Source organism: Aquiflexum sp., assembly GCF_041749095.1.
Lineage (GTDB): Bacteria > Bacteroidota > Bacteroidia > Cytophagales > Cyclobacteriaceae > Aquiflexum.
The window spans coordinates 1-13,527 of sequence record NZ_JBGTCA010000550.1 but is presented as its reverse complement, the minus strand read 5'-3'; the positions used below and the strand labels follow the sequence as shown (position 1 = coordinate 13,527).

The window sequence follows — 13,527 nt, the reverse complement described above, 5'->3', positions numbered from 1 at the left end:
AAATTATAATTATTAGGATATTTTATTGGATTTTAATAACATTAAATCTAAAAATAAAATTAGAACAATTCTTGATTTTTTGTTTTGGTAGAAAGTAAGGTTTAAAAGGGAATAACAGGAGGGTGCAGGATACATTTCTTTCTCAATTATTGTAGCTTGAAAGCAAATTCATCGCCAAAAAAATGATATACTCAAAGAAAATTTGCCTTTCCCTATGGGGAATGGTTTTGTTGTATTTTTTATTCACATCCTGCAATTCCCCCGTACCTGTTGAAGTTATTTGGATCACCCTTCCTAATAAATCTACTCAAGAAAACACTTGGCTTCAATTTCGGACCGAATTTGAAATAATAAGGTCTTTCATGCCAAAAATAAAAAAGAATGGGAGAGCTGAAATTGAAGATGTTTAAATATATAGAGGAGATGAAATAGATAAGATTCAAATAGAAATTCAATGGATATAATTGAAATATGGCCCAAAAATGGGCAAAAAAGAGACAGAGAAATCAAAATTATTTCAACCTATTTTCATTTATTTCGCATGCCTTAATTACAATTTATTCCTTAATAAACTAAATCACTAAAAAACAGAAAAAATTATGAAAACCCAAATAAACCAGTCCCAAATAGATTCATTTCAAGAAAATGGCTTTTTGGTCATAGAGGACTTTTTGTCCCCGGAAGAACTTGAAAACTGGAGAACTGTGGTCACCAAAGCTGTTAAAGATAGAAAAGGTATCAAAATCCCCGGCACCAATATTAAAGTCGGAGATGATGATGGAGTCAACAAAGAGGACTCCAACTACTTCGGTAACGTGTTTGACCAATTGTTAAACCTTTGGCAGACAAGTAATGAAATGAAAGAATTAATGATTTCAGAAGATATCGGTAAAATGGCGGCCGACCTGGCCGATGTAGATGGCATCCGGGTCTGGCACGATCAAGCTCTGATCAAAAGACCTTGGGCCAATCCTACCTCATGGCACTTAGACACCCCTTTTTGGTCTTTTTCTCATAAGGATGCGCTATCCATCTGGATTGCTTTGGACGACGCCACCTTGGAAAATGGTTGCCTCTATTTCATCCCTGGAAGCCATAAAAAAACTACCTACGAAAATCCTGGTATCACCAAAAACATGAATTCCATTTTTGAGTTTTATCCGGAGTTAGCAAAGACCAAATCCGTCTCCGTTCCCATGAAGGCAGGTTCAGCTTCCTTCCACAATGGACTTTGCATTCACGGCGCAGGCCCAAATATGACCAACGGTTTCCGAAGAGCCATGACCTGTGCATTTATGCCTGATGGTGCTACATTTAATGGTCAAAAAAATATACTTCCGGATAAGGTAGTAGCCAAACTCAGCATAGGGGATTTGTTGAATGATGATGCCATCAATCCGCTTTTGTACAAGAAATAAGGATGGAACTCAAAATCTTCTGTGCCTGGTGGGGATTAGACCATCTTGGATTGGATGCTATGTTGAAACAAATCAAATATTGGGGCTATGATGGGGTCGAGATAGGCATTCCTTGGGAAAAAGAGGAGAAAATTCGATTAAAAGGAAAACTTGAAGATTTAGAGTTGGAGGTGATCGCCCATCAAAATCAGGCCCAGGGAAATAATGAGCTGAAAATTAATCTGGATATTTCTGAAAAAGACCACTTTATAGAGATGGTCAGTCACAATTTATTTGGATGGGAGACCTATGGGGTTCAGCTTCTGACCATGTCAAAGGACATTATTACCAATTTTGGTATAACCTGGGTGGATGAATTCGAAATCAAATAGCCTATGTTTCTCGGAATCTTATTGCATGCCATTGGAGGATTTGCTGCGGGCAGTTTTTATATCCCCATCGCCAAAATCAAAAACTGGAATTGGGAAAGTGGCTGGCTGATCAATGGTCTAGTAGCTTGGATTTTCACCCCATGGCTAATGGCTTACCTTACAGTGCCAGATTTAGCTTCCCTTTGGGGCAATCTCAGTGGCGTTCTGCTTTTCTGGCCATTTTTCTTCGGAATTCTTTGGGGTATTGGAGGCTTGACCTTTGGCTTGACCATGCGGTATTTGGGAATTTCACTCGGAATGGCAGTTGCTTTAGGATTCTCAGCAGCTTTTGGAACCCTTATCCCACCGCTTTATGAAGGTAGGTTATGGGAGGTTTTGAGCGAAAACCCTGTTTTGAGTGTGGGTATCCTTTTATGTTTTCTAGGTATTTTGGTAGCCGGTCTCGCTGGTGCTAGAAAAGAGAAAGAACTAAGTGCAAAGGCCAAAAAAGAAGCTATAAAAGAAGCCAATTTTCCTTTAGGAATTGTAGTAGCCGTGATTTCGGGAATTATGAGTGCCTGTTTTGCCTTTGGGCTGACGGCTGGCAATGACATCGCAGATGCTGCTATGGAACAGGGAACAAATAGCCTTTGGCAAATTAACCCTGTCTTGATATTGGTGATGGGAGGTGGATTTGTCACCAATTTTATTTGGTGCATTGGCTTAAATATAAAGAACAAATCTTTTCGGGACTATACCAATACCAAACCTTTGGGAAAAAATTACCTTTTGGCATCTGTAGCAGGAGTTGTCTGGTATCATCAGTTTATGTTTTATGGTATGGGTTCTTCTTTTTTGGGCAGGGATTTGGATTTTGTGGGCTGGACATTACACATGGCCTTTATCATTATGTTCAGTAACCTTTGGGGCCTGTATTTCCAAGAATGGAAAGGTGTTAGCCGAAAAACCTTTGTGACACTTTATTCAGGATTGGGATTTATAATCTTGGCTATGGTGATGTTTGGATTGGGGGCGAGGGGTTAATTTATTTCATTCGATGTATTATACCTATAATACTTAAATTCTATACATCGAAGGATTACCTTTAATAAGAATCCATCCACCTTATCACCAACTCAGGCCATTGAGAGAAATTCATTTTCTCAGTTCCCATCCCAGCCCCATGATGGCCTCTTTCGAAAATATGCTATGCAGCTTTGACACCTGTCTTTTTTAATGATTGATTAGATAAAATGCTATTTTGATCAATTACCAACTCATCCTCCCATGGATGTGCCATAAAGGCAGGAGGAGTTTTGGCATTGACATGATATGATTGGTGAAAAAATCTCTCTCTCTCTCTCTTTATTAGAATGAGTTTTCTTTCCTATCAGATTTTCCACTGAGCCCTGATGAGTAATTCCATCTTCAAATCTAATTACAGGTAAATCAAACCTTGATAGGCAGGACCAACTGAAAAATTGTCAATTTCATCCTCCGAAGGATAGGTTACAAGATCTAACCTTGTTGCCCTTTTTGATTAGGTACAGTAGTTATATTTTCATAATTTTAAAGGGTTTTAAGGTTAATTGCACTTTAGAACTTTGGGGGAATTGTATACATTTGGCGATGAATTAATGCCCCCTTTTTTATCATATCATATCATTTCATTTTAATGTTACAACAATATCTTTAATTTCAAATTCGCCAAAACTTTCATAGATACTTCCCTCATCAGTTCCGATTCCTTAGCAAAGATTTTCTCAAGCATCATTCCTTTTTGGATTGGTTCTTGAAAATCTGGAATCTTTTTTGATTATTTCTCCTTATTCATTAGTTTAATGAAAAATTACAGCCTATGAAACGACATACACTCTTTTTCATGTCCATGATTTTGATTTTTTCCTGCTCAGAGAAAATCAATGAAAATAATGGAAACCAAGAAAACCTAAGTTTGGTAAAAGTAGATTCTCTACAGATTCCTTACTTGGGCTTACTCCAATTGATGGATGTACATCCACAATCGGGCAAAGTATTGCTGTTCAATTCCCAGAATAGAGCTTTGGTAGTAGGTGACTTTGAAGGTTCTCCTACCCAAGAAATCAACAAACATGGAGATATGCCGGACAGCTACGGAATGTTTCCTTTGGGTGCCGGTAAATTTGGTGAAAATGGTCAGAATTTCACGATCATTTCCAATCAGGGGGTCTATACCTACGACCTCAATGGAAATCTGATCCACGGCGGTAAGCATCAGGTCAAGGAGATGCCCTCATTTTCAGGTAGGGCATCAGCCGACACCGAGTATTTTTGGGTTGGGGACAGAATCCTTACCAATGGTGCAGGAAGGACAGCATACCCTAGAAACACCCCTGAATTTTATGAAAATTATACCTCGTTTGCTTGGTTTGATACCCTGGACCGAAAAGTTGAGCAGTTTATGAATTTGGATGAAGCTAGTTTTTATAGAAATGGGAAAGCCCATGATATCAGTCATATGATACCGCGGATGGCTGCTGACAAAAACCGTATTTATTTTATCCAGGGAATAGAGCCTGCATTGAATATCCATTCTCTAAACCCGCCTTATGAGAAAATCAAAAGGGTGGAATTTGAGATTTTGGATTATTCATTCAACCAAGGTCAGGACTTCAAAGAGGCGGATCCCAGTATGATAAGCCCTGATATTTATTCAGGAAAATTTGAAAACATCAAGGTTTTGGATAAGTATATACTGACTTCTTTTTTTACGGGAGTTCCTGAATTGGAGCAGGACAAATATGAAAACCTGGGATGGATGGAAATCATGGCAAAGACCAAAAAAGATTACAGGCATAGGATGATGGTTATGGATTTGGAAGGCAACAAACTTTCGGAATTTCCCATACCCTTTGAATTGGACTCGAGACAGTGGCTTGTAAGGGATGGATATATTTGGTTTTTGGGTGCGGAAAACCTTGAACAAGAGGAAGATTTTATAAAGATCTATAAAGTCAAGCTTGGGGAGTAGGTTCAATAGAACGCGGATGACACAGATTTGGCTGATGAGCACTGATAAAAAAATGTGTCTTTGGCTATAAGAGTATTTAATATTCACCCCTAATCGAAGAAAATAAAATCAGTGTAAATCTGCTTGATCAGCGTCATCAGCGTGCAATAGAAAACGGATGACACAGATTGGGCTGATGATCACTGATAAAAAAAAATGTGCTTCTAATGCCTATTCATAATTCATTAGCTGGAAGAGGATTACATGTCCATACCAAGTGGAAAAAAAAATCAGTGTTAATCTGCTTGATCAGCGTCATCAGCGTGCAATAGAAAACGGATTTGGCTGATGATCACTTATAAAAAAAGTTTAAAACTCGGGATTTAATCAAGGTTGTAGATCAAAATCCCTTTTTGTTAATTTTAACTTATTATGAGTTAATGATTCTAAAGTCTTTTTAATATGAAAAGCCTTATCTTGATTGATAAATGTTGGAATTAAGTCTTCCAATTTAATCTTAAAAAGGCGATTTATGATAATCAAATCCTCTTTTGAAAATGGTCTTAATCCATTGATCAATTCTGACATATATGCTTTTCGATGTTCTAATATTTTTGCCAAATCTGTTTGGGATAATCCTGCCTCTTTGAGTTTGGACTTAATCAACTTTTTTCTTTTTTGGTGGAAATGATTTTCTGCTTGCACCAGGGCTTCTGCAGAATCACTTTCCTTTATCTGATTGTCTGTAATGGATTTCTCACCAGTCCAATTTTTTTGTTCATAATCCTTTATCAGGTTGCGCAAATGGTTGCGGATAGGTTTATATGATTCATCCTGTTTCTCGAGTACCCTTAGTTTTAAAAACAATGAAGATGCCCGTTCAAAGTCCAACTCACTTGTCAGTGTAGTTAATTTCTGTATATTTTGTATCGAAAACTTTTCCATAATTTAGTCATTTAAAAAAACAATGATAAATGATGAATATCAGGAATTATACCAGCCTTTCCAAAAATACAAAGTTGTGGGTAGCTCATTTTTATCCTGTGGCTTGGCTTTCCCAATACTCCTTTGGACTTACTATTTTGGTTTTCTTATACAGAGGAAAAGTAAAATCTTTTGTATTGCCTGTAATGATAAAATCAGCATGGCATTCGTCTGCAAGTTCCAAAATCATATTGTCATCCTTATCTGAAATCAGGTCTAATTTGATTCTAGGTTCGAATTTTTTTGCTTTTGTTTCTATATCAGCAAGCAAACTTTCTGCTCTACCAAAAAAATCCGTATATCTCACGAACTTCGGTCTTGATATAACTTCATAGTATTCAAGCATAAGTTCTTCCGAAACACACAGCAGAAACTTGTCATCTATAAAAAGATCATGGATGATTTTGTAGGGATAACTCCGTTGGATAAGCAAAGAAACAATAACATTTGTGTCAACGATTATTTTTTGCATTTCTTACTGCTTTGACTTCTTCGTTGATCTCGTCCATTGTCATTGAGGATAGCTCATACTTCTCGGCTAACTCCACACACTTGTCATGGTTCTGTTTCATCAACTCTCTGCTGATGAGTTCAACAAACTCGGTAAAAGTCAGGCTATCTTTCTTGATGCCAAACTTATTAAATTCCAAATCTGATATAGAAATATTGAGCGTTCTCATATCGTATTGTTTTCTTCAAATTTATAAAAAAAAGTTTACTTAGTCCCCATGCTTGCCCTACAGCAGGTCATGGTACCAGGTTGGAAAATAAAAATCAGTGTAAATCTGCTAGATCCGCGTTATCAGCGTTCTATTATTTCAAAATCCCCAACACCCTCAACCCCTCATAAGTCAAATCCTTTCTTGCTGCATTAAATGCCTCAATATTAGAATTATCCTTGGGTTCGAAGTTGGTGGCGAAAAAGTGGACTTTATCTTCTGACTCGATGTATCCGACAAACCAACCATTATTACGTTCATCGGAATAGGTCCAGCCGGTTTTTCCGGAGATCTTGTAGGTGCCTTTGTCTTCTATGACCATGATGTTTTTCATCAAAGCCTCTGTCCTTTGAGAAATGGGAAGTTCGGATTGGTAAAATCTGCTTAAAAAATCAATCTGCTCAAACTGATTGATCCTTGACTCCCCATGCAGCCAGAAATTATCAATCGTCACCGAGTCCACTTGGATTGTTCCTCCATAACCGAGTTTATCCAAGTAGGCATTCATCCTTTCCCCACCAATATTCCTGGCGATTTCCTGGAAACAAGGCACACAGGAAACCTGGAAAGCCTTTCTAAAAATCAGATCCTGCTCCCATACTTCAAATACCCTTTTCTCGCCATGCCACTCTAATAGCACACTGTCATTTTCCACCACACCCGTTTCCAAAGCGATGATGGCATTGGGTATTTTAAAGGTGGAAGCAGGAAGCTGTCCCTTTTCGCTCCATGCAAAGTCATTTGTATAAAAAGTCTTGGTTTGGCTATCAAAGATCAAGATTGACCCATTAAGATTTGCCGCGTCTAGCAATGCTTTAAACTCGGGTTTGAGGACTTTTTGGGGGTTTTCTTGGGTTGCTTGGGTGTGGGTTTCTGCTGGTTTGGTGGTGCAGGAGAGAATAAAGAAGAAGAGGAATGGGAGTGGGTTCATTATTTGAGTTGGTGAAGGTACGATTCACATCTACCCGTAGGTGGCAATTTAGAACCCCTATCCCTTCTGGTCAGGCACACTTTGAAGAAGTGCTAAGGTTAAAAACTACAAATTGTCATTCGAGTAGTTTTTTGATTCTTGCTTTAATGTTTTCGTAAGTTGTGTTTAGGCTTTGTTTTGCAATTTGTGTCAGTATTGCTGTATGTGCAACAGCATCTCTTACGGGCTTATATGTCTTGGCGTCTCGTGAAATACCAGCATGTCTTAATTGATCCTTTGGTTTGTCAACAAAATTTGCTAAATCGTCCATAGAAAAATAGAGCAGGTCATTTGCATTCTGCCTTATCTCAAAACTAATATTAGCTGCATTTTTGGCGGAATCTTCTTTTTTCTTGTATTCAATTAAATTCTTCTCTGCTTCTGGTGAAAGAGTTAGTTTTTTATAATTGATATATTTTCTTAAAAGATTTTCAGAAACAAAACATTCCGCATATGATGATAAATTATATTGAGCATCATCACTTAGGGAGTTTACCCATTCGTCAACAACACTTCTATTTTTAGATGATTTTGGAGGGACGAAATCATCAACAACTGTATTAAAAAGCTCTTTCGATTTTCTTTCTTTCTTGGTTATTCGTGTTGTGTTTTATGAATCACCATCTTGTCTCAATTCAACACGCCACTTATCCCAATCGTCAGTAATTATTTTCATTATTTCTTTTAATTCTGCAAGAAGTGATTGAAACAGAGGGTCGTCCGATATAACCCCTTCACGGCTACTAGTAAAGCGGTCTTTCTCGCCATCTAAACGATCTAAGTGTATTTGTCCATATATGTAGTTTTCAACAAGTCGAGCTGACGGAATATGTTTCAAAAGCTCTTTTTCTCTCAATCTCCCATTAACGTATAAATCCAAAGTTACTTTTTCTTGTGTATTCCTTATTTTTAGATTTTTGGGTTCAACAACAGAAGCAATAAACCCCTTTACTCCATCTAAAGACGAATTTAGTTTTTCAAACTTTTTGATATGCTCGTGAGTTGGCGATATTTTGTCTTTTAAGTATGGGTCATCAATAGAATTGATTTGCCAAACGAATTGTGTGCTTTGGGATAAGTCATTAAGTTCGTTTAAAGTAATCGGGTCATTATTAAGAATGATGCTAAATGAGCTGTCAATAAGCGAAAACCTGAAAAATAGAGCGATAAGTTTGCGGATGTATTCAATCCTATTTCTTATTCCATCATTTATGTCTTCAAAATAAATTATTGTTCCTTGTTCAAAGTCTTCAAGGTGCTTTCCAAATAATTGGGTATTAACATTTTCCAAAGGGTATTGTTGTGGATTTAAATCATCATTAATTGCATTGTCCAAGCCCGAATTATCAATAACCCCACCTACAAAATCTGAATCATTTGTTTTAGATAAAATATGAATTCTTTTTGCACAAGAGAGAAGTGCAAGTTTACCAATTCCTTTCCGACCTATAAATGGCCTTTGCAAATCTGTTTTTTCAGCTCCTCCTTTTCTTTTAGAGTATCCAATTTTCAAAAATTTATTTTGAAAATCATCTGTGGTCATTCCTTCTCCATCATCTTTGATGATTAGATGATTGTTTTCTCTATCAATATGAATCCAAACGTTTTTAGCATCTGCATCCCAAGAATTTGATATGGCTTCACCAAGAACAGTAATGAAGTTTCTATAAAGATTTCTTCCTAAATGGTTAAGGACACTCAAAGAGATATTAAAAGTGAATTTTTCCATAGTCAATATCTTTTAAATGTTTAAGTATGCTTTTTCCAATAGCATATCCAAGATTTACAGGAACCGCATTTCCAATATGAGTGCCTATTCGTGTTAGTAAAACTTCATTATTCTTTTCAACGAACTTATAACTGGAAGGAAAACTTTGAAGTATAGATGCTTCTCGAATTGTCAAAGCTCTATTTTGCTCAGGATGTCCAAAACGACCTGTTCCGTAATTATAAAATTGTGTGGTTATTGTTGGTGAAGGCTCGTCCCAAGACATTCTACCGTAAACAGCTTTGTAGGTCTTCCCTGATTCCTTTTTATGGCATTCTAACCTAAGACTATTTTCCCAATCTTCCCAAGTGCCATTGGGAACTGATGATTTAATTCGCTTAAGGTTAATATCTGTTAGCTTAGTAGTAAAATGCAATTTATCCATTTGGCTTTTTTCTCCATTATTTAAAGGTTCTAAATGCGCAATTGCATCTCGAACTGTTTTGTAGTTGTCTTTCTTGTGAGTGGGTGAAATCATGTCTATTTGTCCAAATCTAGAAGCAAGTAATACTAGCCTTCTTCTTTTTTGGGGAATGCCAAAATCGGGACAATAAACATTTTTGTATTTCACCTTAAATTCAAGTTCTTCAAGTTGGGATACAAATTCTTTAAATACTTTTTTGTTTGACAAATTGGTAACATTTTCCATTGAAATAATGTCGGGATCTGCCTCCTTGACCAACCTGATAAACTCATTCAATAAGTTCCATTTTTTACCCTGTTCTTTGTCCTTTATTTTGTTGGCGTGGGGGGAAAATGGTTGGCAAGGAGCACACCCAACTAAAATTTTGACTTCACCGTCTTTCCAATGTTCTTTTATTTGCTCTCCTGTTACATTGGTAATATCCGCACCTATGAACTCTGCCTTATTGTTTACTTCATATGCATATTTGCAACTTGAATCTAAATCAATTCCTGCTCGAACTTTTATTCCCGATTTTATTAGTCCATGGGTCAATCCCCCCACACCACAGAACAAGTCAACCCCAGATACAATTGGTGAATTTGTATTTGATTTTCTTTGGTTTCTTGTAGTTTGTATAGCTGTCATATTGTATTAAAATGAAGAAAATATATTTAAATGTTGGTATTATACCGTTGCTGCCAGCATCCGTTTTTTATTAATGGCCTACAATGCCTCAAATAAAATTATTCTCAATCAGTTGTCCGAATCTTCACAAAGGAAAGAAAGTATATAATAGTCGGATATTTTGCCGAATCTAATAGTTTGCGAATTCAGTGCAATTAACTGTCAACATAGCACAAACTTTGATTTCAACCACTGAGCTCCTCTTATGGGAAGGCATGGGTGTTTTTTCCGAGTTGTCAGTTAACCTTGCCCCTAATGGTTTCTTAACACCAATATTTAAACCTATCAACCCAGTTCACCATCCCATAACAATATACTTAACATCCCCCATTCTCCAAACCTACCCATTCCCCCACAAACAAAAAATACCCAAAACAGGGTAATTTTTGTCTAAAACTATTTTTAAGGCTTTTAGAAGCGAGAGAAAAGACTGTCTCTCGCTTCTCGTTTCTTGCATCTAAATTGCTACTTAACCTTTTTCAAAAAGTCCAAAATCGCCAATCCCGCAAACCATCCCACCGTACAAATCAATAATCCGAGATTCAACCGGGATTGATTCAATAGGTCCATGTAATACAATACGGCTAACGAAAACATGACAACAAGTACGAACAGGGCAAAGTGGGTGGTTCTCATTTTTTTTGGAAGATTTTACTGAACAATAAGAATAAAAGACCACAGGCTATCCAGGCAGGAAATGTAAAGAAGGAAAGAAACACTCCCTGATAAACCGAAAGGCCATAAAATAAAATCATGCTGATCAGCCAGGCTGCCAAGACTCCCATATTGAAGGAAGTACCTTTAACCTCTGCATAGTTTTTTCTCAACCCAATTCTTTCAGCAAAATAATGCTCAAAGAAAATCACCGCTCCAATCGGCGCCAGGATAAATCCATAAACAGCCACAAAGTCCAGCAATTTCATGGCAAAAGCAGGAAATAACCCTGCAATAGTAGCAACACCCCCAGTCACTAAAGTGACTTTTGCTGTAGAACTCTTTGGGAAAATGGCTTGAAAGGCCAGACCTGCCCTATAAATGGTGGGATTGGCTGTAGTCCAACCGGCCACCAAAACACAGATCAAACCGGAAATACCTGCGACTTCATAGGCCAAGGGACCCGGAGAGACAGGGGGAACTCCTCCGCTTTCAAAAATGGCTGCTGCTTCGGGACTTTTTAGATAAAGTGCAAACATCAGACAGGCCGATATCCAGGCCATATAATGCCCCACATACATCCCGGCTGCAGTAGTCCAACCTATAGAGTTATTATCTGCATATCGTAGCACAGTCATATCTGACATCCCCAAATGCATGGCCGCATTACAAAACCAGGCGAAAAACAGCACATGCCAAAAGGTGAATTTAATCTGTCCCGGAAAAGGTTCGGACCCTGAACCCCAAACAGCCCAAAGATCGGCCAAACTTTCTACTCCCAATCTTTTGGCGGCCACTATCCCCGCAATCAAAAATACCATCACCATCCATGGGGCTGCGATATTGGAGAATTTGGCCACAGCATTATAACCTCTGGCGGCTACAATGGAAATCACCGCACCTACTACCAACACCACCAAAACCCAGGAAAGGCTGTTTGGAATGGTATCCGTCAATGCGGGCATGGGCATGTCAAAGGGAATCCCCACAGCCGTGGCGGAGACGGTAATCATTGCCCCTGCAAGAAAACAGAACAGCAAGCCATTGGCCATGTTATAGACAGTAACTAATTTTCTGCCGGAGATTTTTTCCAGCTTATAATAAAGAGTCAGGCGTTGGGATGTAGCAATAGGGGTAGTGATATATCTCCAACTCAATACCGCCAAAAAATTCCCCAGCAATAAACCAACAATCAAATCAAAGGCAGAAACACCTGCAGTTAAAAACAAAGGTCCTATCACAAATTCCGTCCCTGCCGCATGTTCCCCGGCATACATCCCCAGGAATTTTCTCCAGTCTTTGAAATGGGAAGGAGGAACAGGTTGGCGTTCAAATTCACCGGATTTTTTTGGCACCTCTTTAGCAATGGCCTTTTCCATAGGTTAGTTTGGGTTGGGAATGAAAAATACAAAAAATCCCTAAGGATTAGCGTCCTGTGTTGTCCTGTTATGATAAATTTTTTCGGCCTTTCAGCATTGGTCTTTATCACAGCGACTCCCTCACGATCACCCTAAAATCATTTTTGATGTGTTTACCTTCTTTTTCCAGTATCATTTGGGCGCATAATTTCCCCATAGCTCCAAAATCCGTACTCATTACCGTAATACCCTTTTGCAGCACTTCCTTGAGAGGGGTTTCGTTGTAGGAGAGAATTCCCAGATTTCGGCCTACTTTGATGTCCTTGATCTCCCTGGCTTTTTTGATCAGATTGACCAGGTCGTATTCTTCAATCATTATATAAGCTTCTCCTGCCGTTATTTTGGCAGCCTCTCCTATTTCTGAAATAATGTTAAATTTGAAATCCTCCTCCACAGCAAATTTCTTAAACCCCAATAAAATGTTCTCTGAATAGGGATAGTTGGCCTGAAAAGGGAAAACCATAACCAACTTATTATATTTCTTCAATCTGGACTTCAGTTCCATCAAAGCATTATAGATATCCATTTTGAAATCCTGAAAAACACTCCCAAAACAATCCCGGCTGCCCTCCAGATCATTGTCCAATAATATCAGTTTTTCTTTGGGCAGTTCATTGATCATTGAAATGGCTTTTTTTTCGCTTTCCCTTTTAAAATGGGGCATAATAATAAAATAATCAAAAGCCTCTTTTTGCTGCTCCAGAATTTTCTTAAAAAGGGAATATTCACAATGATAAACATAGAATGCAATTTCCGCCCTGTCTTCCAATGCAATGACCAGGGAATTATATATCTCTTTTTTATAAGAACTGAGCTTATTGAACAGGAGCAGGATTTTATACTTGGAAAGATCTGAATTGTGGCTGATGTAAAAACCCTTCCCCCTTACTGATTCAATGATGCCCTGATTTTTCAAAATGGAATAGGCTTTTTCTACCGTATCCCTGGAAAGGTAATAATCTGCACTCAGGTTATTGATAGAAGGGATTTTGTCGCCGTATTTCAAGGTTTCTGAAGTAATCAGCCCCTTGATGGCCTTTACTACCTGAATATATTTTGGTACGCTGGAGCTTTCATCTATCCTGAGTTCGAGTTTCCTCATATTGTTTGGGTTTAAGGAATGGTAAGATTAGAATTATTCATTTTGAAAAACAAATTAAGAAATGC

Annotated in this window: 13 protein-coding genes; 4 read left to right on the top strand and 9 right to left on the bottom strand. The window is 37.9% G+C overall.

The window, feature by feature from the left end; genetic code table 11:
* The first annotated feature begins 599 nt into the window (after positions 1–599).
* From ACEW8O_RS24750 to ACEW8O_RS24735, 4 genes are all read left to right on the top strand, one after another.
* Entirely contained in the window at positions 600–1,418 is an 819-nt protein-coding gene (locus tag ACEW8O_RS24750; protein ID WP_373497311.1) for a phytanoyl-CoA dioxygenase family protein, read from the top strand.
* A gap of 2 nt (positions 1,419–1,420) precedes the next feature.
* The gene (locus tag ACEW8O_RS24745) at positions 1,421–1,789 is read left to right on the top strand and encodes a hypothetical protein (RefSeq protein ID WP_373497310.1); all 369 of its coding nucleotides are present in this window, start codon (positions 1,421–1,423) and stop codon (positions 1,787–1,789) included.
* A 3-nt stretch (positions 1,790–1,792) separates the two neighbouring features.
* The gene (locus ACEW8O_RS24740) at positions 1,793–2,812 is read left to right on the top strand and encodes an L-rhamnose/proton symporter RhaT (protein WP_373497309.1); all 1,020 of its coding nucleotides are present in this window, start codon (positions 1,793–1,795) and stop codon (positions 2,810–2,812) included.
* Between the two features lie 814 nt (positions 2,813–3,626).
* Positions 3,627–4,778: a hypothetical protein gene (locus tag ACEW8O_RS24735; protein ID WP_373497308.1), complete on the top strand. Its 1,152-nt coding sequence runs from the start codon at positions 3,627–3,629 to the stop codon at positions 4,776–4,778.
* A 366-nt stretch (positions 4,779–5,144) separates the two neighbouring features.
* Here ACEW8O_RS24735 and ACEW8O_RS24730 read toward each other — a convergent pair whose 3' ends face one another.
* The 9 genes from ACEW8O_RS24730 to ACEW8O_RS24690 form a co-directional block, all read right to left on the bottom strand.
* Entirely contained in the window at positions 5,145–5,702 is a 558-nt protein-coding gene (locus ACEW8O_RS24730; protein WP_373497307.1) for a helix-turn-helix domain-containing protein, read from the bottom strand.
* Positions 5,703–5,793: 91 nt separating this feature from the next.
* Positions 5,794–6,213, bottom strand: coding sequence for a putative toxin-antitoxin system toxin component, PIN family (locus ACEW8O_RS24725; protein ID WP_373497306.1), 420 nt, complete (start codon positions 6,211–6,213; stop codon positions 5,794–5,796).
* Positions 6,194–6,421, bottom strand: a complete 228-nt coding sequence (locus ACEW8O_RS24720) for a hypothetical protein (protein ID WP_373497305.1) — start codon at positions 6,419–6,421, stop codon at positions 6,194–6,196. The genes ACEW8O_RS24725 and ACEW8O_RS24720 overlap by 20 nt, the downstream gene beginning before the upstream one ends.
* A gap of 133 nt (positions 6,422–6,554) precedes the next feature.
* Positions 6,555–7,391, bottom strand: coding sequence for a penicillin-binding transpeptidase domain-containing protein (locus ACEW8O_RS24715; RefSeq protein WP_373497304.1), 837 nt, complete (start codon positions 7,389–7,391; stop codon positions 6,555–6,557).
* Positions 7,392–8,040: 649 nt separating this feature from the next.
* Positions 8,041–9,159: an ATP-binding protein gene (locus ACEW8O_RS24710; protein WP_373497303.1), complete on the bottom strand. Its 1,119-nt coding sequence runs from the start codon at positions 9,157–9,159 to the stop codon at positions 8,041–8,043.
* Entirely contained in the window at positions 9,140–10,249 is a 1,110-nt protein-coding gene (locus ACEW8O_RS24705; RefSeq protein ID WP_373497302.1) for a DNA cytosine methyltransferase, read from the bottom strand. The genes ACEW8O_RS24710 and ACEW8O_RS24705 overlap by 20 nt, the downstream gene beginning before the upstream one ends.
* A gap of 504 nt (positions 10,250–10,753) precedes the next feature.
* Positions 10,754–10,924 (bottom strand): hypothetical protein, encoded by a 171-nt coding sequence (locus ACEW8O_RS24700; protein ID WP_373497301.1) that lies wholly within the window; start codon positions 10,922–10,924, stop codon positions 10,754–10,756.
* Complete coding sequence (locus ACEW8O_RS24695; protein ID WP_373497300.1) at positions 10,921–12,321, bottom strand: cytosine permease; 1,401 nt, start codon at positions 12,319–12,321, stop codon at positions 10,921–10,923. The genes ACEW8O_RS24700 and ACEW8O_RS24695 overlap by 4 nt, the downstream gene beginning before the upstream one ends.
* Before the next feature lie 106 nt (positions 12,322–12,427).
* Entirely contained in the window at positions 12,428–13,462 is a 1,035-nt protein-coding gene (locus ACEW8O_RS24690; protein WP_373497299.1) for a GntR family transcriptional regulator, read from the bottom strand.
* Positions 13,463–13,527 lie beyond the last annotated feature (65 nt).

Bases quoted from the DNA above. Each gene is read 5' to 3' on its own strand.
- ACEW8O_RS24725 (WP_373497306.1), bottom strand. From the start codon at position 6,213: ATGCAAAAAATAATCGTTGACACAAATGTTATTGTTTCTTTGCTTATC.
- ACEW8O_RS24740 (WP_373497309.1), top strand. From the start codon at position 1,793: ATGTTTCTCGGAATCTTATTGCATGCCATTGGAGGATTTGCTGCGGGC.
- ACEW8O_RS24705 (WP_373497302.1), bottom strand. From the start codon at position 10,249: ATGACAGCTATACAAACTACAAGAAACCAAAGAAAATCAAATACAAAT.
- ACEW8O_RS24745 (WP_373497310.1), top strand. From the start codon at position 1,421: ATGGAACTCAAAATCTTCTGTGCCTGGTGGGGATTAGACCATCTTGGA.
- ACEW8O_RS24715 (WP_373497304.1), bottom strand. From the start codon at position 7,391: ATGAACCCACTCCCATTCCTCTTCTTCTTTATTCTCTCCTGCACCACC.
- ACEW8O_RS24690 (WP_373497299.1), bottom strand. From the start codon at position 13,462: ATGAGGAAACTCGAACTCAGGATAGATGAAAGCTCCAGCGTACCAAAA.
- ACEW8O_RS24700 (WP_373497301.1), bottom strand. From the start codon at position 10,924: ATGAGAACCACCCACTTTGCCCTGTTCGTACTTGTTGTCATGTTTTCG.
- ACEW8O_RS24720 (WP_373497305.1), bottom strand. From the start codon at position 6,421: ATGAGAACGCTCAATATTTCTATATCAGATTTGGAATTTAATAAGTTT.
- ACEW8O_RS24735 (WP_373497308.1), top strand. From the start codon at position 3,627: ATGAAACGACATACACTCTTTTTCATGTCCATGATTTTGATTTTTTCC.
- ACEW8O_RS24750 (WP_373497311.1), top strand. From the start codon at position 600: ATGAAAACCCAAATAAACCAGTCCCAAATAGATTCATTTCAAGAAAAT.
- ACEW8O_RS24695 (WP_373497300.1), bottom strand. From the start codon at position 12,321: ATGGAAAAGGCCATTGCTAAAGAGGTGCCAAAAAAATCCGGTGAATTT.
- ACEW8O_RS24730 (WP_373497307.1), bottom strand. From the start codon at position 5,702: ATGGAAAAGTTTTCGATACAAAATATACAGAAATTAACTACACTGACA.
- ACEW8O_RS24710 (WP_373497303.1), bottom strand. From the start codon at position 9,159: ATGGAAAAATTCACTTTTAATATCTCTTTGAGTGTCCTTAACCATTTA.